Annotated in this window: 18 protein-coding genes and 1 riboswitch; of the genes, 9 read left to right on the forward strand and 9 right to left on the reverse strand. The window is 60.0% G+C overall.

From position 1 onward, the window contains the following. Nucleotides 1-45: 45 nt before the first annotated feature. Both A6U86_RS09990 and A6U86_RS09995 read right to left on the reverse strand, forming a co-directional pair. Complete coding sequence (locus A6U86_RS09990; RefSeq protein WP_068389923.1) at nucleotides 46-1,071, reverse strand: aldose epimerase family protein; 1,026 nt, start codon at nucleotides 1,069-1,071, stop codon at nucleotides 46-48. A 351-nt stretch (nucleotides 1,072-1,422) separates the two neighbouring features. Further along, entirely contained in the window at nucleotides 1,423-2,010 is a 588-nt protein-coding gene (locus tag A6U86_RS09995) for a TetR/AcrR family transcriptional regulator (RefSeq protein WP_068389926.1), read from the reverse strand. 140 nt (nucleotides 2,011-2,150) lie between these two features. On the opposite strand from A6U86_RS09995, the gene A6U86_RS10000 reads away from it, so the two are divergent. Then, nucleotides 2,151-2,708, forward strand: coding sequence for a DUF308 domain-containing protein (locus A6U86_RS10000; RefSeq protein WP_068389929.1), 558 nt, complete (start codon nucleotides 2,151-2,153; stop codon nucleotides 2,706-2,708). 71 nt (nucleotides 2,709-2,779) lie between these two features. On the opposite strand, the gene A6U86_RS10005 is transcribed toward A6U86_RS10000, so the two are convergent. From A6U86_RS10005 to A6U86_RS10020, 4 genes are all read right to left on the reverse strand, one after another. Beyond that, the gene (locus A6U86_RS10005; RefSeq protein ID WP_068389932.1) at nucleotides 2,780-3,967 is read right to left on the reverse strand and encodes a VWA domain-containing protein; all 1,188 of its coding nucleotides are present in this window, start codon (nucleotides 3,965-3,967) and stop codon (nucleotides 2,780-2,782) included. Between the two features lie 3 nt (nucleotides 3,968-3,970). After that, on the reverse strand, nucleotides 3,971-4,897 hold the full coding sequence (gene metA, locus A6U86_RS10010) for a homoserine O-succinyltransferase (protein ID WP_068389935.1): 927 nt from the start codon (nucleotides 4,895-4,897) through the stop codon (nucleotides 3,971-3,973). 47 nt (nucleotides 4,898-4,944) lie between these two features. After that, a riboswitch (SAM riboswitch) is annotated at nucleotides 4,945-5,022 on the reverse strand. A 131-nt stretch (nucleotides 5,023-5,153) separates the two neighbouring features. Then, nucleotides 5,154-5,771 carry a hypothetical protein gene (locus tag A6U86_RS10015; protein ID WP_068390134.1) on the reverse strand — a complete coding sequence of 206 codons (618 nt, stop codon included), beginning with the start codon at nucleotides 5,769-5,771 and terminating at the stop codon, nucleotides 5,154-5,156. Between the two features lie 26 nt (nucleotides 5,772-5,797). Further along, nucleotides 5,798-6,640: a MoxR family ATPase gene (locus A6U86_RS10020; RefSeq protein WP_068389938.1), complete on the reverse strand. Its 843-nt coding sequence runs from the start codon at nucleotides 6,638-6,640 to the stop codon at nucleotides 5,798-5,800. A gap of 165 nt (nucleotides 6,641-6,805) precedes the next feature. On the opposite strand from A6U86_RS10020, the gene A6U86_RS10025 reads away from it, so the two are divergent. After that, nucleotides 6,806-8,656 (forward strand): ABC transporter ATP-binding protein/permease, encoded by a 1,851-nt coding sequence (locus tag A6U86_RS10025; protein WP_068390137.1) that lies wholly within the window; start codon nucleotides 6,806-6,808, stop codon nucleotides 8,654-8,656. Nucleotides 8,657-8,735: 79 nt separating this feature from the next. Here A6U86_RS10025 and efp read toward each other — a convergent pair whose 3' ends face one another. Further along, the gene (gene efp / locus A6U86_RS10030; RefSeq protein WP_068389941.1) at nucleotides 8,736-9,305 is read right to left on the reverse strand and encodes an elongation factor P; all 570 of its coding nucleotides are present in this window, start codon (nucleotides 9,303-9,305) and stop codon (nucleotides 8,736-8,738) included. A gap of 151 nt (nucleotides 9,306-9,456) precedes the next feature. On the opposite strand from efp, the gene epmA reads away from it, so the two are divergent. The 7 genes from epmA to A6U86_RS10065 all read left to right on the forward strand — a co-directional run bounded on the left by epmA (nucleotide 9,457) and on the right by A6U86_RS10065 (nucleotide 17,802). Further along, complete coding sequence (gene epmA, locus A6U86_RS10035; protein WP_068389944.1) at nucleotides 9,457-10,521, forward strand: EF-P lysine aminoacylase EpmA; 1,065 nt, start codon at nucleotides 9,457-9,459, stop codon at nucleotides 10,519-10,521. Beyond that, entirely contained in the window at nucleotides 10,518-11,570 is a 1,053-nt protein-coding gene (locus tag A6U86_RS10040) for a lysine-2,3-aminomutase-like protein (protein ID WP_068389947.1), read from the forward strand. Before epmA ends, A6U86_RS10040 begins: the two co-directional genes overlap by 4 nt. A gap of 356 nt (nucleotides 11,571-11,926) precedes the next feature. Beyond that, a complete protein-coding gene (locus A6U86_RS10045) occupies nucleotides 11,927-12,178 on the forward strand; it encodes an acyl carrier protein (protein ID WP_068389950.1) in 252 nt (83 codons plus the stop codon). Then, the gene (locus A6U86_RS10050) at nucleotides 12,178-13,371 is read left to right on the forward strand and encodes an acyl-CoA dehydrogenase family protein (RefSeq protein WP_068389953.1); all 1,194 of its coding nucleotides are present in this window, start codon (nucleotides 12,178-12,180) and stop codon (nucleotides 13,369-13,371) included. Before A6U86_RS10045 ends, A6U86_RS10050 begins: the two co-directional genes overlap by 1 nt. A 5-nt stretch (nucleotides 13,372-13,376) precedes the next feature. Further along, nucleotides 13,377-14,285, forward strand: coding sequence for an amino acid--[acyl-carrier-protein] ligase (locus tag A6U86_RS10055; RefSeq protein WP_068389956.1), 909 nt, complete (start codon nucleotides 13,377-13,379; stop codon nucleotides 14,283-14,285). A gap of 8 nt (nucleotides 14,286-14,293) precedes the next feature. Continuing rightward, the gene (locus A6U86_RS10060) at nucleotides 14,294-15,253 is read left to right on the forward strand and encodes a DUF1839 family protein (RefSeq protein WP_068390146.1); all 960 of its coding nucleotides are present in this window, start codon (nucleotides 14,294-14,296) and stop codon (nucleotides 15,251-15,253) included. Between the two features lie 77 nt (nucleotides 15,254-15,330). Beyond that, complete coding sequence (locus tag A6U86_RS10065) at nucleotides 15,331-17,802, forward strand: glycoside hydrolase family 2 protein (protein WP_068389959.1); 2,472 nt, start codon at nucleotides 15,331-15,333, stop codon at nucleotides 17,800-17,802. Nucleotides 17,803-18,104: 302 nt separating this feature from the next. Here A6U86_RS10065 and A6U86_RS10070 read toward each other — a convergent pair whose 3' ends face one another. After that, nucleotides 18,105-19,184 (reverse strand): ABC transporter ATP-binding protein, encoded by a 1,080-nt coding sequence (locus A6U86_RS10070; RefSeq protein WP_068390149.1) that lies wholly within the window; start codon nucleotides 19,182-19,184, stop codon nucleotides 18,105-18,107. A gap of 44 nt (nucleotides 19,185-19,228) precedes the next feature. Then, nucleotides 19,229-20,299: a Gfo/Idh/MocA family protein gene (locus tag A6U86_RS10075; RefSeq protein ID WP_068389961.1), complete on the reverse strand. Its 1,071-nt coding sequence runs from the start codon at nucleotides 20,297-20,299 to the stop codon at nucleotides 19,229-19,231. Nucleotides 20,300-20,303 lie beyond the last annotated feature (4 nt).

Below are 20,303 nucleotides of genomic sequence, written 5' to 3' on the forward strand. Positions count from 1 at the left end.
CTTGGGACGCCCGGCCGGATATCAGGAAAGCAGGGCATGCCCGGCCTAGTTCTTGGTGAAAATGTAATCCGTTTCCTGCCGCAATACCTCGCCCGGGCGGAGCACGGCATTGGGGAAGCCTTCATGATTGATGGCGTCCGGCCAGACCTGCGTTTCCAGGCAGAAGCCGGCGAAGGGGCCGATCTTGCGGCCGTCATGGCCCGGAACCGGAACATTGAGCTTGAAGCCCGTATAGAACTGTACGCCGGGCTCGGTGGTGCGCACCTCCAGCGACACGCCGGAATTGACGCTGCGGGCGAGAGCGACGGAGCGCTTGGCAGTGCGCTCGGCCGACAGGCAGAAATTGTGATCGTAGAGCGCTTGTTCGCTGCCATCGAAACGCTTCATCGGCGACATCTCGCGGAAATCGAACACCGTGCCATCGACCGGGAGGACTTCACCTGTCGGCACCTGCTTCTCATCCGTCGGGGTATAGTGATCGGCGGCGATCATGATGTCGTGGCCCAGCGCGTCGTCGCGGCCGTCGAGATTGAAATAGGCGTGCTGGCAGACATTGGCGAGGGTGGGTTGGTCGGCGGTCGATTCATAAGTGATCGAAAATTCACCGTTGCCATGAACCCAATAGGTCGCCTGGATCGTGCAATTGCCGGGATAGCCGGCGCGGCCATCGGGATCGACGATCTTCAGCACGACGCGGTCGGTGTCGTGCTCGACGATGGTCCAGTTACGTTTGGCAATATTGTCCTTGCCGCCGTGCAGATGGGTGACGCCCTTTTCGTTGAGCTCAAGCTGGTATTGCTTGCCATCCAGCGTGAAGTGGCCGGCGCCGATACGGTTGGCGCAGCGGCCCGGCGTGGCACCGAAATAGGAGGAATGGGCCCGATAATCAGCGAAATCGTCGAAGCCGAGAAGGAGGGCCGGGCCGTGGCCATCAAGCCGAAGATCCTGGATGACCGCGCCCCACGACATGATATGCGCCGTCAGCCCGCCACCGACGATCTTGACGCGGTAGACGGTATCCCCATCGGCCGTCGTCCCAAAAACTTCCCGTTGCAAAGTGCTTTCCGTCATATCAGCTCATCCATTGCTCTCGAAATATCAGGCCAGACCCTGCCCCCATTCGTGCCGTTCCGCAACCGATTCGATAGGGAAATTAGGGGCGAGTGGAGAGGGATCAAGGTTGGGTAAGGCTTTCGAAGTGCTAGATTACGCTGGTCGTGTGCCGTGCGTGCGACAGGTCGGCTGGTTTCCGCAATGGCCCCTCACCCTCTGCCCGCTTACGGGAAGCGTATATGGGGGAGATCGTTGCCACGCAACTCCTTCTCCCCGAGGGGAGAAGGAACTATCAGTGCCGGCGTTGCCCCATATGCAATTGCCCTACCGCGGGCGGGGTGAGGGGCTAAGTCAAAGATCCAACGTTCTTCAGCGAGCGGGGGCCAGCAGCCTGGTGATCTGAGGGCTGACGATTGCACTGAACAGTTCGGAGTCGCCGAAAGCCCGTACGGAAAGCATCGCCCCGTGTACCGATGCCATCAGCATTTGCGCTTCTTCTTCCGGCCGCTTGTCCAGCCGGAACAGGCCTTGCTCGGTGCCAGTCTTCAGAACCGAGGTCAGCCATCCCGCGAGACTATGGAAATGGGCGCGGACGCGTGATGCGACCTCTTCCGGCAGCATCTGCATTTCGCCAGCAAGCATGGCACAGACGCAGAAGGGCAGCGAGGCATCACGAATGCATGTTTGCCAGAAATTCAGATAGGCCTGCAATTGCTCGGCCGGGCTTGAGACCTGTTCGCGAAGAGAATTCAAACCCCCGTCCACTTGCTGCCTGTAGCGGTCGACCAATATCGCGACCAGCTCGGCCTTTGTCGGAAAGTGATGGTGGATGCTCGCCTTCCGGATGCCGATCGCAGCCGAGATATCGGCATAGCTGAAGCCGTTGTAGCCTCCCGCGACGATGAGGGATTGCGCGGTGTCGAGAATCTTTCCGGAAGTCGAAGTCATTGATTTCATGCTGCTGCCTACCTTCTGGTAGGTAATTTGTCAAGATTACCCCGGTACCTCGGCTTGTCACAAAGAGGTGTTCGGATAGTGAGTTGACAGGCAAGTTCAGCCTTCCTACTAGTTGGTAGATTTCAACTTGGAGCCTGCCAATGCAAAACCAGTCCTCAAGCCAGTCCAGCTGGCTGCGATCCTATTATTTCGTACGTGCCATATTCTCGATCGCCTGGATTGCCGCCGCCATTCTCTTTGGCGGGCAATCTCATCTCATTGCTTTCTTGCTCGTGATCTACCCGGCATGGGACGCCTTCGCCAATCTGGTTGACGCGCGGGTCAATGGCGGCCTCAAGGCCAACCCGTCCCAGGCGTTGAATGTCGTGGTCAGCACGATAACCACGCTTGCCGTGATCGTGGCAGTCACCAACAGCACCTATGCGGTTCTGGCCGTATTTGGCATCTGGGCGATCCTCTCGGGCCTCCTGCAGCTTTACACGGCGGTCAGGCGCTGGCGTCACTTTGGCGCGCAATGGGTGATGATCCTGAGCGGCGCGCAATCGGCCCTTGCCGGCGGGTTCATGATCAGCCGGTCCATTGGCGCTGCCGCGCCGACGATTCTGGACATCGCCCCCTATGTCGGGTTCGGCGCATTCTATTTCCTGCTTTCGGCAATCTGGCTCGTCGTCGCGGCCTATCGCAAAGCGCACGCATAGAGTTTGCCCCGTCTGGCGGTGGCAAGGTGAAAGTCCATTTGCCGTCGCCGAAAGGGCGGGAGCGCGTGCGCCTAGCGCGAAAGCTCCCGCGTCGCCTTCTCCAGCCCGCCAAGCGTCAGCGGGTACATGCGGTCTGCCATGAGGCGGCGGATGAGGGAGATCGAGGTCGTATAACCCCAGTAGTTTTCAGGAACCGGGTTGAGCCAGACGCATTTGCGGAAATGTCCGGTCATGCGGCTGAGCCAGACGCTGCCGGCCTCCTTGTTCCAATGCTCGACAGAGCCGCCCGGCTGGTTGATCTCATAGGGGCTCATCGAGGCATCGCCGACGAAGACGACGCGGTAATCTGGGCCGAAGGTGCGGATCAGGTCGGTCGTCGAGGTAATATCGACGCGCCGGCGGCGATTGTCCTTCCACACGCCTTCGTAGAGGCAATTGTGGAAGTAGAAATAGTCCATGTGCCGGAACTCAGAGCGGGCGGCGGAAAACAGCTCCTCCACCCCGCGTATGTGGTCGTCCATCGAGCCGCCGACATCGAAGAACATCAAAAGCTTGACGGCATTGCGCCGCTCGGGCCGGGTCTGGACGTCGAGATAGCCGTGTTCGGCGGTGGAGCGAATGGTGCCGGAGAGATCCAGCTCGTCGGCCGCGCCCTCGCGCACCCAACGGCGCAGGCGCTTCAGCGCCACCTTGATGTTGCGGGTGCCAAGCTCGACGCCGTCGTCGAGATTCTGGAAGTCGCGGCGATCCCAGACTTTGACCGCGCGGCGGTGGCGCGAGGTTTCCTGGCCGATGCGCACGCCTTCCGGATTATAGCCGTATGCGCCGAAGGGAGAGGTGCCCGCCGTGCCGATCCATTTCGATCCGCCCTGGTGCCGGCCCTGCTGTTCGGCCAGCCGCTGCCGCAATGTTTCCATCAGTCTGTCGAAGCCGCCGAGCGCCTCGATCTGCTTTCGCTCTTCTTCCGTGAGATGCTTTTCCGCCAGCTTGCGCAGCCATTCGTCGGGAATGGCGGCCGTCTCGACCGCATCGGCATTGCCGCCGATCGCCTCGACGCCGCGAAAATAGTCAGCAAAGACCTGGTCGAAGCGATCGATGAAGCGCTCGTCCTTGATCAGCGTCGTGCGCGCCAGATAGTAGAAGGCCTCGACGTCATAGTCGGCAATCCCCTCTTCCATTCCCTCAAGCAGCGACAGGAATTCCCGGAGCGTGACCGGTACCTTCGCTTCCTTCAGCTTCAGGAAGAAGGGAATGAACAAGCCTCAAGTCCTTTCCTGGCCGATCTCCTCCAGATCATACGGCGTGGTCTGGTAGATCTCGTTGATCCAGTTGCCGAAGAACAGATGTGCATGGCTGCGCCACCGGTTCTGCGGGGGGATTTCCGGATCGTTGTGCGGGAAATAGTTGTGCGGCATCTTGATTGGCACGCCCGCATTCACGTCGCGGAAATATTCGTCCGCCAGCGAAGTGGAATCATATTCGACGTGATTGAACATGTAGAGCCGATTGCAGGCCCGTTCGTGCACGAGACAGATGCCCATTTCGCTCGATTCCATCAGGATCTGCAGGCTCGGCACCTTCTCGATGTCGTTGCGACGCACTTCCGTCCAGCGCGAGACCGGAATGGCGAAATCGTCGGAAAAGCCGTTGAGGTAGACGGAGGACGGCGCGAGGTTCTGGTGGCGATAGACGCCGAAGGCCTTTTCCTTCAGCGTATGCTTCGGCACGCCATGGAAATGATAGGCGGCGGCCATCGCGCCCCAGCAGACGTTCATCGTCGAATGGACATTGGTCGCCGTCCAGTCGAAGATCTGCCGCATCTCGTCCCAGTAGGTGACCTCTTCATACTCCAGCAGTTCGATCGGCGCGCCAGTGATGATGAAGCCGTCGAACTTGCGGTGTTTGACCTCTTCCCATGTCTGGTAAAAGGAAAACAGGTGTTCTTCGGAGGTGTTCTTGGCCTTGTGGCCGCCGACGCGCACCAGCGAAAACTCCGTCTGCAGCGGCGATGCGCCGACGAGGCGCGCCATCTGTATCTCGGTCTTGATCTTGTTCGGCATGAGGTTAAGAAGCCCGATCTGAAGGGGGCGGATATCCTGCCGGATCGCCACCGTTTCGGTCATCACCCGCACGCCCTCGTTCTGGAGGGTTTCAAATGCGGGCAGCGTATCGGGAATCTTGATGGGCATCGTTTCACTCGACCAAATGCAAAAAACCGGCCGCAATATGAATCGCTACCGGTCCGCACGCGGCCCTTTAGCGACTTATTTAACGTGGCTGCAAGCCGGCCGGCCAAATCACCACAGTCAAATTCCATAAACCTGCCGTGGCGGCGGGTCAATGGGGTAGGCCTTGCGGGGCTGGCGACCGCGCTTTCATGTTGTTTGTCACTTACTGACGCTCAAGAAGGGCTTGGGTCCCGTCTTAAAGTGATGTCGCAGATAGCTACGGAAAGGCGTTCGGGAAGCTATCTTCGAAAAGATAGAAATGATCGCTAAGTTTCTCTACGGTAATGTATTCGTCTGGCTCAGAATCAAGTTTTACGCAGTTGCCGCTCTTGTGACACGCTTCTGCAACTCGTTGACGCCAAGCGTCTGATTGCTGACCGACAGGCAAGCCTATCTCATCGCTCTCGTCATAAACAAGAGTCACGTAAGTCTTTGCTATAAAAGTATCATCCCAGGCAAATGTATTGAAGCGCGGCGCTGTGCTTTGCGCGTTGTTGCGCTTGATCTGAGCAAGATATTCACCGCGAGTGACTGCAAACCTGACACGGTCAGGAGTCATGCCAACAAAAGCAAGAAGGCCGGTTAAAATCAGCAGAAAAACCGGAGTTGCCAGGAGTGATAAAATTCGCCGCCAGCGGCGGCGTATTAAGTTGACGCAAAGCGAAACTAAAATTGCGATTGAAAGTAATAGAAACGCTAAAAGATCAATGCTCCACCAATCCCAACCAGAGGGAAGCCAACCTTCCCAAGGCTGTATCAACATCGGTATAAACCAAAGAGCATATGTCCAGGTAAAATGGTCTCCACGCTTTATATTTGAATTGGGCACGGTCATCTTCGGCCTGTCACCACGAGCCTGCACTACTTCCCCTGCCCCCGCGCCATGAAGGCCAGTCGTTCAAAAAGATGAACATCCTGCTCATTCTTCAGCAATGCGCCATGCAGCTTCGGCAGCACGCTCTTAGCATCGACACGCAATGTGGCGGGGTCGACGTCGTCGGCGACCAGCAGGCGGATCCAATCGAGGGCTTCTGAGGTCGATGGCTTCTTCTTCAGGCCCGGCACGTCGCGGATTTCGAAGAATTGCGTCAGCGCTGCCTGCACCAGCGCCTGCTTGATGCCGGGATAGTGAACTTCGACGATGCGGGCGAGCGTCTCCATGTCGGGGAAGCGAATATAGTGGAAAAAGCAGCGGCGCAGGAAGGCGTCAGGCAGTTCCTTCTCGTTGTTCGAGGTGATGATGACGATCGGCCGGATCGCGGCCTGGATCGTCTCGCCGGTTTCGTAGACGTGGAACTCCATGCGGTCGAGTTCCTGCAGCAGGTCGTTCGGGAATTCAATATCGGCCTTGTCGATCTCGTCGATCAGCAGCACGCATTTTTTCGGCGAGGTAAAGGCCTGCCAGAGCTTGCCCTGCCTGATGTAATTGCCGACGTCGTGAACTCTAACATCGCCGAGCTGGCTGTCGCGCAGGCGCGAAACGGCATCGTATTCGTAAAGCCCCTGCTGCGCCTTGGTTGTCGATTTGACGTTCCATTCGAGGAGAGCGAGACCGAGGGCGGCTGCCACTTGCCGCGCCAGTTCGGTCTTGCCCGTGCCGGGCTCGCCCTTTACCAGAAGCGGCCGTTCCAGCCGGATGGCGGCATTGACCGCGACCATCAAATCCTTGTCGGCGATATAGTCTGCTGTTCCCTGAAACTGCATCGGAAGGCTTTCTCAATCTTTCCAATGCAAGCTAATTGCTGACCTTATTCGGTTCAAGGCGTGAAACCGTGTATATAGCAACGTGATCGCACCGATCTATTGCTAGGATGGACATGAGGGCGGGTCATGGTTAACTGACGGTACGTGCGTCGCAGGGAAGTGCTGATGGCAGTTGAAGCGCAAGCCAAGCCGAATATCCAGGGGAACGAGCAGGTCGGATACGATTTGAGCCTCTTCTTTCGGCTGAGGATGATGTTCTCCGCGTTCTGGAATTCACCAGTACGCTTCAAGATCATTTCCCTGACCATAGCGCTCTTCGCCATCATCATGGTCACCGCCTACGTCCAGGTGCTGCTCAATAGCTGGAACGCTCCTTTCTACGATTCGCTGGCAAGGCGCGATATCACCGCCTTCTTCCATCAGCTCGGCGTCTTCGGCATCATCGCCGGCTCGCTTCTGGTCCTCAACGTCATTCAGGCCTGGCTCAACCAGATGACCGCGCTCTACATGCGCGAGGGTCTGGCGCGCGATCTGGTGAACCAATGGCTGCAGGCCAAGCGCGCGCTTCGTCTGGCCTCGGCCGGGCTCATCGGCGTCAATCCCGATCAGCGGCTGCATGAGGATGCCCGCAATCTCGCGGAAAGCTCGACGGGCCTCGCCATCGGGCTGGTGCAGGCGACAATCCTGCTATTGAGCTTCATCGGCGTGCTTTGGGAACTTTCCAACGGCATGGTCTTCCATTTCAAGGGCGCGAGCTTCTCCATCCCCGGCTACATGGTGTGGGCGGCGATCCTTTACGCCGGCTCGGCGTCCTTCCTCAGCCAGTTCGTCGGCCGCCGGCTGGTGCGGCTGAATGCCGATCGCTATTCCAAGGAAGCCGAGCTGCGTTTCGCGCTCATGCATGCCAATGAACACATGCCGGCGATCACCATTGCCGGTGGCGAGGAAAATGAACGACGGCGGATCAACCTCGATATTTCCGCCGTCCTTGCGGTCATCCGCCAGCTGGCAATCGCCAATACCAATCTCACCTGGGTTTCTGCCGGCTATGGCTGGCTGGTGCTGATCATCCCCATCCTGGTGGCCGCGCCAGCCTATTTCTCCGGTGGGCTGACCTTCGGCCAACTCATGGTCGCCGTCGGCGCCTTCAACCAGGTCAATTCGGCCTTGCGCTGGTATGTCGCGAATTTCGGTCCGATAGCCGAATGGCGTGCGACGCTCATGCGTGTCACCGATTTCCGTCAGGCTCTAACGGAAATGGACGACAAGACGCCGATGCCGCACACTCTCGTCTTCGACAATGCCGCGCCCGGCACGATGGTGTGGACCGATATGGAGATTTCCACCCGGACCAACGACGAAGCGACCGAGAACGGCTTCCGAATTGCCGAGGGAACGGTGACGATCAATGCCGGTGAGCACATCATGATCAACGGCGATCACGGCGTGAACCGCAGGCTATTGTTCGAAGTGCTGGCGCATCAATGGTACAGCGGCTCCGGCACGGTCAGCCTGCCGCCGATGGACGACATGCTGTTCATTCCGCATACGCCCTATGTGCCCGGCGGTACGCTCCGCGAAGCGATCTGTTTTCCGGAAGATCGGGACGCCTATGACGAAGCAGCCGTCGAGGCCGCGATGGAAAAGGTCGGTCTCAGCCGTCTCAAAGGCCGGCTCGATACGCAGGCCCGCTGGGATCGGCTGCTTGACACAGAGGAGCAGAAGGCCGTCGGCTTTGCGCATATGCTCCTGGCAAAACCAAAATGGGTCATCCTCGACGATGTGCTCGAAGGGCTGGAGTCCGAAGTTCAGGCCATGCTGAGCGCCTTGCTGGCGGAAATGACCGATGTGACCGTGATCTATGTCGGCCGCAACGAGGCCTATATGCATGCGATGTCGCCGCGGGTGCTGCATCTGCAGGCCTTGGCCCCGCACGAGCATAGCATCGAGACGGATACGGCTTCAGCGCCCGCCGAGGCCGAAGAGCAGGATCAGAAAAAAGCCAATACGCCGTAGCGCGACTATTTCACTCGCCCCAAACGCAAAACGCCCCGTCGGTTGACGGGGCGTTTTTCATGCGTTGAAGCTGAAATGCTCAGTCCTTGGCGCGTTCGACGTAGGAAACGTCTTCCGTCGCGATGACGACGCGGGTGCCGGCGTTGATGTGCGGCGGCACCAGGGTGCGCACGCCATTCGACAAGATCGCAGGCTTGTAGGAAGAGGAAGCCGTCTGACCCTTGACGACCGGTTCCGTCTCGGTGATTTCGAGCGTGACGTGGCGCGGCAGCTGGAGGGCCAGCGCGATGCCTTCATGGATCGACAGGACGCACGTCATGCCTTCCTGCAGGAAGGCCTTCTGGTCGCCCATGGTTTCGACATCGACGACGACCTGGTCGTAGGTGGCCGGGTTCATGAAGTGGAAGCCTTCGCCATCTTCATAGAGGTACTGGAAGTTCACGTCTTCGACGAAGGCGCGCTCGACCTGTTCGGTGGTGCGCCAACGCTCGGAGACCTTCACGCCGTCGACGATGCGGCGCATGTCGACCTGGGTGACCGGAGTGCCCTTGCCTGGATGAAAGTTCTGAGCGGTGAGAACGACGTAGAGCTTGCCGTCGACGTCGAGAACGTTGCCCTTGCGGACCGAAGAGGCGATGACCTTGACCATAAGACTTCCTTGTAACGCTGCGTTTTGCGTCGTAGAGGGACTGTCGAAATGCTCTCCGAGACGCAGCAATTGTTTGCTTGGGGGCGCAACTACCCTAAATCAATGGAAATTGCCACCCCCAACGCGGCGTGAGCCCCGAAGAAAGCTAGGAATGAAGCCAACGACCAGCAAAGCGTCCCCCTGGTGGACCCGCAATGTCCATGCGGACCGGCGGCCGTTCCTTCTCGGCCGCAATGCGATCCAGGCGGCGTTGCGCATCTTCTTTGCGCGTAACGACTTCATCGAGGTCGATACGGCGACGCTGCAGGTGTCGCCGGGAAACGAGGCGCACCTGCATGCTTTCGAGACCGAGGCCCTGACGACGGATGGCAAGGCATCGCCTCTCTACCTGCACACCTCGCCCGAGTTTGCCTGCAAGAAGCTGCTGGCCGCCGGCGAGGAGCGCATCGCCTGCTTTGCCCACGTCTATCGTAACCGCGAGCGCGGGCCGCTGCACCATCCAGAATTCACCATGCTGGAATGGTATCGCGCCGGAGAGAGTTATGAGGCGCTGATGGCCGATTGCTCCGCGCTGCTGGCGCTGGCGGCCGAGACGGTCGGGGCGAAGAAGCTCACCTATCGCGGTGCCGAGACCGATCCGTTCCTCACGCCGGAGCGCGTCAGCGTAGCAGCCGCTTTCGAGCGCTATGCCGGCATCGATCTCTTTGCCTCGATCGGCCTCGACGGCTCCACAGACCGCGAGCGTCTGGCGGCCGACATGCGGCGCAATGGCATGCGGGTCGCCGAGGATGATCTGTGGCAGGATCTCTTCAGCCGGGTTCTGGTCGAGAAGATCGAGCCCAATCTCGGCTTCGGCCGCGCGACGATCCTTGATGAATATCCCGTTTCCGAGGCGGCCCTTGCCAGGCCTTCGGCTGGGGACCACCGCGTTGCCGAACGTTTCGAACTTTATGCCTGCGGCGTCGAGCTTGCCAATGCCTTCGGCGAGCTGACAAATGCCGGCGAGCAGCGCCGGCGGTTCGAGATCGAGATGTCGGAAAAATTGCGCGTCTACGGCGAGACCTATCCGTTGGACGAGGATTTTCTGGAGGCGCTCTCCGTCATGCCCGAGGCAAGCGGCATCGCGCTCGGTTTCGACCGGCTTGTGATGCTGGCAACCGGGGCCTCGCGCATAGAACAGGTGCTATGGGCGCCGGTCGCGGAGTACGGAGCATGAATTCGATGCGTCCGATCAGGACTATCAGCGAGCTTGAGCGCGCCGGATTGATCGATGCCGATCAGGCTTTGTCACTGGAGGCGGTGGCGGAGCGCTATGCGGTTGCGCTGACGCCGACCGTCATGCGGTTGATCGACGCGGCCGATCCTGCCGATCCGATCGCCCGGCAGTTCGTGCCCGATGCGGCCGAATTGCTCGTCACGCCCGATGAGCGCGCCGATCCGATCGGCGATCACGCCCATAGTCCCGTCGAAGGCATCGTCCATCGCTATCCCGACCGCGTGCTGCTGAAGGCCGTGCATGTCTGCCCGGTCTATTGTCGCTTCTGCTTTCGCCGCGAGATGGTCGGGCCGCAGGGCCTCGGGACGCTCGATGGCGTGGCGCTGGACGGCGCTTTTGCCTATATCCGCGATCACAGCGAGATCTGGGAAGTCATTCTGACCGGCGGCGATCCGCTGGTTCTTTCGCCGCGTCGGCTGGAAGAAATCCTGCGGCAGCTCGCCGATATCGACCATGTGAAGATCGTCCGCTTCCATACGCGCGTTCCCGTCGTCGATCCCTCGAGGGTCGATGCGGCCCTGATCGCGGCGCTGAAGGCGAGCGGTAAGACCATCTATATAGCGCTGCACGCCAATCATCCCCGGGAGCTGACGGAGGAGGCGCGCGCCGCCTGCGCCCGGCTGGTCGATGCGGGGATCGTCCTCGTCAGCCAGTCGGTGCTGCTCAAGGGCGTCAACGACGATCCGGATGTGCTGGCGGCGCTGATGAAGGCTTTCGTAGAGACGCGGGTGAAGCCCTACTATCTGCATCACCCTGATCTTGCGCCCGGCACCAGCCATTTTCGCCTGACGATTGCCGAGGGGCAGGCGATCGTCGCCGCATTGCGCGGTCGCATCTCCGGCCTTTGCCAGCCCACCTACATACTCGATATTCCCGGCGGCTACGGCAAGGCCGATATCGGCCGGAGCTCGGTTCGCGAGATGGGCGAAGGCTGCTATTCGATTTCGGACTATCGCGGCGGCGATCACATCTATCCGCCGGAAGCCTAGATTCGATTTTCCTGCTTATACTTCTACTGACGCGCTGATTGTTATGCGTTTTCTCGAATAAAACGTAGTGGCGAGTTTGGCACGTTAACCTTATTACCGCGTCCGCCTTTCCCGAAAACCACCAAGACACAATATTAGAAATATTTAATATTACTGCATAGACGGCATCTTAAATGCCTTACATTCGGTAAATTTCAATTAGGCTGATGTTGAATATGGGAATTTTCTACGAAGTATAAGTCTGTTGTATTTACCACGTCGGTTAGTGGAGTGTTCTATTTTCCCTGTTACTTCTTGGCGAATAATAAGACTGCGTAACTACGGTTATGCTTGCCATTGCCAGAAGGGACTAGACTATGAACAAGACGATTCGCGATTTGCTGGCCAAGTTCGGTGCGCTCCCCGTTACTATCGATCAGATTGAAGACAATGCCGATCTCTATGCGGCGGGATTGTCCTCTTTCGCTTCCGTCCAGCTGATGCTCGGCATCGAAGAGGCGTTCGACATCGAGTTTCCCGATAATCTCCTCAACCGCAAATCATTCGCCAGCATCGCTGCGATCGAAAAGACCGTCAGCATGATCCTGGATAATCGAAAGGTCGCATGATGAGCGCGGCCGTCGCTTTGCACGAGGTTGGGACGAGTGACGCGCTGGCGGTGCGAACCGCGCGCGTCGCCGCGATCGCCGGCCAACACGCCGATGCCGTCGACACCGAGGGCCGGTTCCCCCGCGAAGCTGCCGACGCCATGCGCGCCGAGAGGCTGCTGTCCATCCAGATCCCCGCTGCCCTTGGTGGCGAGGGTGCATCGATCACCGAAATCGCCGAGCTTTGCTCGATCCTTGGCCAGGCCTGCGCGGCCAGCGCCATGGTTTTCGCCATGCATCACATCAAGCTTTCGAGCCTGGTCGAGCATGGCGCCGACAGCGACTGGCACCGCGAGTTCATGCGCCGCATCGCCAGGGAACAGCTGCTGCTGGCCTCTGCCACCACCGAAGGCGGGATTGGCGGTAACCTGCGCAACAGCATCTGTGCCATCAAGGTCGAAGGTGACACCTGCTTCCTGGAAAAGGACGCGACCGTCATCTCCTACGGCGCCCATGCCGATGCCATCCTGATCACCTCGCGCAGCCATGCCGAGGCCGCTTCTTCCGATCAGGTGCTGACGGTCTTCTTGAAAGATCAGTATTCGATCGAACGCACCGTCGAGTGGAATACGCTTGGCATGCGCGGCACCTGCTCCGACGGCTTCCTGTTCAAGGGTGAAGCTCCGGCAGTGCAGATCCTGCCGAAGCCGTTTGCCGAGATCGCGGCGCAGTCCATGCTGGCAAGCTCGCATCTGCTCTGGAGCGGCGTCTGGTATGGAATTGCGGCCGATGCCGTTGCCCGCGCACAGGCATTCGTGCGTGCCGCGGCCCGCAAATCTCCCGGCGCGCCGCCGCCGGGCGCGCTGCGTCTGGCCGAGACGTCAAGCATGCTGCAGATGGTCAAATCCAATGTGGTTGCCGGCCTCAAGGTCTATGAGGAAGCCAAGCAGGATGCCGACAGGCTCTCGTCCATGGCCTTTGCCGTCGCGATGAACAACGTCAAGATCGCATCGTCGGAGATGATCCTGCCGATCATCAATCACGCCATGCTGATCTGCGGCATCATGGGCTACAAGAACGGTACGCCCTACAGCCTCGGCCGCCATCTGCGTGATGCGCATTCGGCGCAATTGATGATCTCGAATGACCGCATTCTCGGCAATACGTCGACCATGCTGCTCGTCCACAAACAAGATACCAGCCTGTTGGGGTAATCGTCATGGATATGCAAACCTCGTTTCTCGACCGCCTTTTCGAATCCGGTCTTCTGATCGACACCGGCGTTGATGGTCTCTATGGCCGCAGCGGCCAGTTCGAAGATGTTATTGCTGCCTTCGAGCGGCTGATCGACAAGTTCGGCGGCGCCGATGGCGCCGAGGCCATCCGCTTTCCGCCCGGCATGAACCGGGTCTTCTTCGAGAAGAGCGGCTACATGAAGAGCTTCCCGCAGCTCGCCGGCACCGTGCACAGCTTCTGCGGTCACGAGCTCGACCATATGAGCCTGTTGAAGTGCATGGAAGTCGGCGACGACTGGACGAAGGATCAGCAGGCGACCGATATCGTGCTGACCCCGGCTGCCTGCTATCCGCTTTACCCGACGGTCGCCAAGCGCGGCGCCATTTCGGAAAGCGGCGCACTGTTCGATCTGCAGTCCTACTGCTTCCGTCACGAGCCCTCGAAGGACCCGGCTCGCCAGCAGCTCTTCCGCATGCGCGAATATGTCTGCATGGGCACCGAAAAGCATGTGACGGATTTCCGTCAGAGCTGGATGGACCGCGGCGTCGAGATGATGAAGGCCGTTGGCCTCGAGGTGAATATCGACACTGCCAACGATCCCTTCTTCGGCCGTGCCGGCAAGATGCTCGCCAACAATCAGCGCGACCAGAACCTGAAGTTCGAGCTGCTGATCCCGATCACCTCGACCGCCAACCCGACGGCGTGCATGAGCTTCAACTATCACCAGGACGCCTTCGGGACGAAATGGGGGCTGAACTTCGCTGACGGCACCGTCGCCCATACGGCCTGCGTCGGCTTCGGCCTGGAGCGTATTGCGCTGGCGCTGTTCCATCACCACGGTCTCGACGTCAAGGAATGGCCCGAGAGTGTGCGCAAGACGCTGTGGGGCTGATCGCTTCCATGGCCGCCGTCTTTCAGGGGCTGGAACCCGCCGCCTACAAGCCACATGCATTGCACGACAGCGAGCGCATGTGGCCTGAGACCAATTGCTACATCGACCTCTGGATCGAAGTGCTTTCAACCTTGAACCTGCCGCCGGAAGCCATGCTCGGCTTCACGATGGGCCAGGATTTCGAAGGCGATCAGTTCACCTTCTTCAAGGTGCCGCTCGAAGATCTGGAAGCGCTCTACGGCATCCGCTGCACCGAACTGGCGATCTACGACAAGGTACAGAACCACGTCGCCGAGCAGATCGGCCGTGGCCGGCTCTGCCTGGTGGAGATGGACTCTTTCTTCATGCCGGATACCCAGGGCGTCGGCTATCGCCGCGAGCACGGCAAGACGACGGTGGCGATCAACCATCTGGATATGGAAGGCCGCACGCTCGACTATTTCCACAATGGCGGCTTCTTCCAGCTGTCGGGCGAGGATTTCGACGGGCTGTTCCAGCTGCATCTGACGGATGAGGATCCGCCGTTCCTGCCCTATACGGAATTCGTTAAGTTCCCTGAAAAGGTGCCAGGCAAAGCCGCCATTCGGCAGACGTCACGGCAGCTGCTGCCCTTGCATTTCCGCCGTCGCCCGCAGGCCAATCCGATCCGCGCCTTTGCCGAGGTCTTCCCGACGCAGGTGGAAGCGGTGGCCGAACGGCCTTTTGGTTTCTTCCATAAATACGCCTTCAACACGCTGCGCCAGCTCGGTGCCAATTTCGAGCTCGCGGGCAGCCATCTCGACTGGCTGACGGCGGATTTCTCCGATGCCGCCGCCGAAGCGCGGCGGATATCGGAAGCTGCGAAGTCGGTGCAGTTTCAGCTTGCCCGCGCCATTACGCGCAAGAAATTCGAGCCGCTGCGGACAGCGCTTGATCCGGCCGCCGATGCATGGGATGCCATGATGGGGCTGCTTGAACGGAAGCTCTGACCGGCTTCCGTTCGATGCGAGACGGCTCGGCGATTTCGGGTTAGGTTTGGGGCGGGGAAATCCTCCGGAAAGATGTCATGGACGGGCGCTTGGCAAGTATCGGCGGCGAAATGCGGCTGAGCGAAGGATGGAATCTGGTGCTGACGGATGCGGGCACCTGCGTCTCTCCTTCCGACGTGCCGCTTTCGGCCGGCCTGATCCCGGCGCCGGTGCCGGGCACCGTGGCGGAAGCGCTGGAGAAAGCCGGACTTTTCGACCGCACGAAACCACACCCGCTCAATGACCGGGATGCCTGGTACATCTGCCGTCTAATCGATGCGGATGCCGGCGATGCCGTGTTGCGGCTGGAGGGATTGGCGACGCTCTGCGAGGTCTTCCTCAACGGTCAGAAAATCCTCGTCTCCGAAAGCATGTTCGAGGCCCATGACGTCGCCGTCACTCTGCTTGGCGGAGATGAGCTGGCGCTATGTTTTCGCGCTCTGGAGTCGAGACTTTCAGAACCAGGCCCGCGCGCCCGCTGGCGACCGCAGATGATCACGCCGCAGGGCCTGCGGCTCGTGCGCACGACGCTGCTCGGCCATATGCCCGGCTGGTGCCCGGAGATACACGCCGTCGGTCCGTGGCGACCGGTTTCGCTTTTGCGTTCTGGCACGCCTGCTGTCCGCGATCTCTCGCTGCGGCCTGACTTGCTCGATGATGGTGAAGGTCGGCTCTATGCATCGCTTTCGATCGAGGGCGATGTAAGCGAGATCGTCCTGCGCTGCGGCGATATCGAGCAGGCTTTCGAGCGGGATAGTCCAGGCCGCTATAATGCGATCCTGAAAATTCCCGGCGTGGAGCCTTGGTGGCCGCATACGCATGGCACGCCTCGCCTCTACGACGTCGTGCTTGTGATTGACGGCATCGACTATCCGCTTGGCCAGACCGGCTTTCGGCGTCTGTCTGTCGATCGCGGCGCCGATGGGCAGGATTTCGCAGTTGTCGTCAACGGCGAGCGGATTTTCTGCCGTGGCGCGGTCTGGACGACGGCTGATATCGCGCGCCTGCCCGGTAGCCGCGAGGATTACGAACCGTGGCTGCGGCTGGCGGCTGCGGCCGGCATGAACATGATCCGCATCGGCGGCACGATGGCTTATGAGACGCCGGATTTCTTCCACCTTTGCGACGAACTTGGCCTGCTGGTCTGGCAGGATTTCATGTTTGCCAATTTCGACTATCCGAAGACCGACAAGGTCCTCAACGCCCATGTCGAGGCGGAAGTCTCGCAATTTCTGAGCCGTACGCGCCTATCCCCCTCGCTTGCCGTCCTTTGCGGCGGCAGCGAGATGCAGCAGCAGGCGGCGATGATGGGCTTGCCCGAACAGTTCTGGAAGAGCCCGATCGTCGAGGAGATCATCCCGCCGCTGGTGCAAGCGCTTCGGCCCGATGTGCCCTATGTCGTCAACTCGCCTTCCGGCGGCGCCATGCCGTTTTCGCCAAATGCCGGCGTGACACATTATTATGGCGTGGGCGCCTATATGCGGCCGCTTGCCGATGCGCGCCGCGCCGATGTCCGCTTTTCCGCCGAAAGTCTGGCTTTCGCGCATGTGCCGCAGGCTCGCACGCTCGGCCGGCATTTGCCGGTTCCGGCCGTTCATAGCCCGCTATGGAAGGAGCGCGTTCCGCGCGATCGCGGCGCATCCTGGGATTTCGACGATGTGCGCGATCATTATCTTCAGGAACTCTATGGTTTCGAGCCGAGCCGGCTGCGGCGAGAGGATCCCGATCTCTATCTAAGCCTTTCTCGCGCCGTCACCGGCGAAGTCGCCGAGGAGACCTATGCCGAATGGCGGCGGCACGGCTCCGGCTGCAACGGGGCGCTTGTCTGGACGCTGCAGGACCTTTTGCCCGGCGCCGGCTGGGGCGTGATCGATTCCACCGGTGAGCCCAAGCCGATCTGGTATGCGCTGCGCCGCGCCTTCCGGCCGGTGCAGGTGCTGCTCACCGACGAGGGCACCAACGGCCTCGACGTGCATGTGATCAACGAGAGCGATGTTGCGCTCGAATTGACTGTTCAGATTTCATGTCTCCGCGATGGCCGGCAGATCGTCGTCGGTGGCGGCCGCGACCTGGTGGTCGAAGCCCGTACCAAGCAGAAGATCGCCTGCACGGATCTTTTCGGCGCCTTCTTCGATACGACCTATGCCTTCCGCTTCGGTCCGCCGTCGCACGATGTCACTGTGGCCCAGCTGACGGCATCCGATACGGGTGCGCTCATCGCCGAGGCCTTTTATTTCCCACTTGGCCGAACCAAGGCGTTTCATGATGCCGAGATCATGGCATCGGCGGTCCAGCAAGGTGAGAATTGGTTCCTCGATCTCAGCAGCGATCGGCTGGCACAATCGGTGCAGATCGAATTCGAAGCCTACCGCGCAGAGGATGACTGGTTTCATCTACCGCCGGGCAGCAGCCGGCGGCTTCGCCTATATCGCCGGGCTGGAGTGCCCGTCGATGCCATTCCGATGGGGCAAATTCGCACGATCAGTAGCCGGCGAATCTTTGAGGTGTGAGTGAGTTGCGGCGAATGCGAGGATCTATCTCGCCCCTGGCGGGCGAGGAAGTAATTTCAGTGGTTTAGGAATTGCGAGACGGTATGTGCTTCACCTTCAAAAGGCCGGCGCAATTTCTAAGCCATTGAAATTGCAAGAGCGGAGGTCTGCTTCTTGCGCTGATATGACGGAAGTTGATTGCGTCCCTACCTACCCCCGCTCTTGTAAAAACTAAGAATTAGACGAGGAACGAGCCCTCGCCTAATCCTAAGTTTTTACTTTCTCGCCCGCCAGGGGCGAGATAAGTCAGTGCGCGAAACTTCCTAAAGCGTCGCCCCATCCGGCCCGAACAGATGGCAGCGATCCGGATCGATGCGGATGTTGACCGTTTCACCGGCGCGGATAGCCTGCTGATCTTCCAATGCGACCGTCAGCGTCTGGCCGCCATGCAGGGTGGCGTAGAGGATCGTCTGGCCGCCCAGATGCTCGACAAGATCGACATGAGCGCTGCCGAGAGCCACACCGCGATCCCCGATATTCAGATGTTCGGGGCGGGCGCCGAGCGTTACGGCTTCTCCGGGCTGGATGCCGCCCAGCCGGCGCGGCAGGCGGACCGTCTGGCCGTGGAGGTCGATGACGGCGGAGCCATCGTCGGATGCGGCGACCTTGGCGTTGAGGAAGTTCATTTTCGGCGAGCCGATGAAGCCGGCGACAAACTTGTTCTTCGGCTTGTTGTAGAGGTCGAGCGGTGCCCCCACCTGCTCGATCTTGCCGCCGTTGAGCACGACAATCTTGTCGGCCATGGTCATGGCCTCGGTCTGGTCGTGGGTGACGTAGATCATCGTGTTGCCGAGACGCTGGTGCAGGCGGGCGATCTCGACGCGCATCTGCACGCGCAGTTCGGCATCGAGGTTCGAGAGCGGCTCGTCGAAGAGGAAGATATTCGGCTCGCGTACGATGGCGCGGCCGATGGCCACGCGCTGGCGCTGGCCACCGGAGAGCTGCTTCGGCTTGCGCTGCAATAGTTGCGTGATCTGCAGGACTTCGGCTGCTTTTTCGACGCGCGGCTGGATCTCGTGCTTCTTCATGCCGGCGGTTTCGAGGCCGAAGGCGAGGTTCTTGTAGACCGACATATGCGGATAGAGCGCATAGGACTGAAAGACCATGGCGATGCCGCGCTTGGAGGCGGGCACATCATTCATGCGGCTGCCGTCGAGATAAAGGCCGCCGCCGGAAATCGGCTCGAGACCGGCGATCATGCGCAGCAGCGTTGACTTGCCACAGCCGGACGGGCCGACGAAAACGGTAAATTCCCCCGGCTCGATCTCAAGATCGATGCCGTGGACGACCTGGAGTTCGCCGTAGCGCTTGATAACCTTCTGCAGCGAGACGCTTGTCGCCATGGGTGCTTGCTCCTTGTTCGTCCTGATGGCTGCCGGGGCAATGTTCATTCCGGCCTCCAGCTCTTGTATTTTGCGCTTTCCGGCCCGACAGGGAAGCGGACCTCGGTGCGCGTTTCCGATGATTCATAAAATGCCGTGACCAGTTCCAGCGCCTGGCGGGCGTCGGCCGTCGTTACCGGCAGCGGCCCACCGGAAACCAGCGCTTCATGGAACAGCCGCATCTGCGTGTTGAAGCGGATCGGGATCGGCGTCCAGTCGGAGAGCAGCGCATCGATCTTTGCGCCGATTTCCTCATTGGCGGGGATGATCTTCCACGGGTCCTGGCCGGGGCTGTAGGGCTCGTGGTTGCTTTCAAGCAAAACGTTTTCGAATACCAGGCGCAGGCGGCTGATCTGGTCGTGCGAGCCCAGCGTGGCGCTGATGGTGGCGAGCGCGCCGTTTTCCATCAACAGGCTGGCGCTGGCGCAATCCTCAACCTCGATATCGTTGACCCGGGTGGCGACGCGGCCGAAAAGGCCTGCGATCGGGCCCATCAGATAGGTCAGCATGTCGTGCAGATGGATGGAATGCGTCATCAGCACGCCACCGAGCTCGGTATTCCACTTGCCGCGCCAGGGGACGGCGTAATAGTCGGCGCCGCGCACCCAATGGGTCTCGGAGGTCGCTACATAGGCCTTGCCAGCAATGCCGGCGTCGATGATGCGCTTGGCCTTCTGGATGCCGTCGCCGTAGCGATACTGGAAGATCGGCATCAGCCGGCCCTTTGATGTCTTCTCGGCTGCGATGACGGCGTCGACATCGGCGAGCGATCCCACCAGCGGCTTCTCGCAGACCACGTGCTTTCCGGCTGCAAGCGCCTGCATGATGAGCTCGAAATGCGAGCCGGGCGGCGTGCAGATATCGATGATGTCGATATCGGGCATATCAAGGACTTCAGAGAAATCCGTGACGCGCTTTGCTATGCCGAATTCATCGCCGACCGCATTCAGACGTTCCTCGTTGAGATCGCAGAGTGCGGCAACTTCGAAGCGATCGGCGTGCGGCAGATAGCCTTCCATGATGTGGGAGCGGCCGATGCCGAGGCCGATGATCGCGACTTTCTTGATGTCGGACATGACG

The organism is Rhizobium sp. AC27/96, assembly GCF_001692325.1.
Classification (GTDB): domain Bacteria; phylum Pseudomonadota; class Alphaproteobacteria; order Rhizobiales; family Rhizobiaceae; genus Rhizobium.

Excerpts from the sequence above, each read along its gene's own strand:
- efp (WP_068389941.1), bottom strand. The coding sequence starts at position 9,305 with ATGGTCAAGGTCATCGCCTCTTCGGTCCGCAAGGGCAACGTTCTCGAC.
- A6U86_RS10025 (WP_068390137.1), top strand. The coding sequence starts at position 6,806 with ATGGCAGTTGAAGCGCAAGCCAAGCCGAATATCCAGGGGAACGAGCAG.
- A6U86_RS10050 (WP_068389953.1), top strand. The coding sequence starts at position 12,178 with ATGAGCGCGGCCGTCGCTTTGCACGAGGTTGGGACGAGTGACGCGCTG.
- A6U86_RS10065 (WP_068389959.1), top strand. The coding sequence starts at position 15,331 with ATGGACGGGCGCTTGGCAAGTATCGGCGGCGAAATGCGGCTGAGCGAA.
- A6U86_RS10075 (WP_068389961.1), bottom strand. The coding sequence starts at position 20,299 with ATGTCCGACATCAAGAAAGTCGCGATCATCGGCCTCGGCATCGGCCGC.
- A6U86_RS10060 (WP_068390146.1), top strand. The coding sequence starts at position 14,294 with ATGGCCGCCGTCTTTCAGGGGCTGGAACCCGCCGCCTACAAGCCACAT.
- epmA (WP_068389944.1), top strand. The coding sequence starts at position 9,457 with ATGAAGCCAACGACCAGCAAAGCGTCCCCCTGGTGGACCCGCAATGTC.
- A6U86_RS10055 (WP_068389956.1), top strand. The coding sequence starts at position 13,377 with ATGGATATGCAAACCTCGTTTCTCGACCGCCTTTTCGAATCCGGTCTT.
- A6U86_RS10045 (WP_068389950.1), top strand. The coding sequence starts at position 11,927 with ATGAACAAGACGATTCGCGATTTGCTGGCCAAGTTCGGTGCGCTCCCC.
- A6U86_RS10000 (WP_068389929.1), top strand. The coding sequence starts at position 2,151 with ATGCAAAACCAGTCCTCAAGCCAGTCCAGCTGGCTGCGATCCTATTAT.
- A6U86_RS10040 (WP_068389947.1), top strand. The coding sequence starts at position 10,518 with ATGAATTCGATGCGTCCGATCAGGACTATCAGCGAGCTTGAGCGCGCC.
- A6U86_RS10070 (WP_068390149.1), bottom strand. The coding sequence starts at position 19,184 with ATGGCGACAAGCGTCTCGCTGCAGAAGGTTATCAAGCGCTACGGCGAA.
- A6U86_RS10015 (WP_068390134.1), bottom strand. The coding sequence starts at position 5,771 with ATGACCGTGCCCAATTCAAATATAAAGCGTGGAGACCATTTTACCTGG.
- A6U86_RS10020 (WP_068389938.1), bottom strand. The coding sequence starts at position 6,640 with ATGCAGTTTCAGGGAACAGCAGACTATATCGCCGACAAGGATTTGATG.
- A6U86_RS09990 (WP_068389923.1), bottom strand. The coding sequence starts at position 1,071 with ATGACGGAAAGCACTTTGCAACGGGAAGTTTTTGGGACGACGGCCGAT.
- A6U86_RS09995 (WP_068389926.1), bottom strand. The coding sequence starts at position 2,010 with ATGAAATCAATGACTTCGACTTCCGGAAAGATTCTCGACACCGCGCAA.
- metA (WP_068389935.1), bottom strand. The coding sequence starts at position 4,897 with ATGCCCATCAAGATTCCCGATACGCTGCCCGCATTTGAAACCCTCCAG.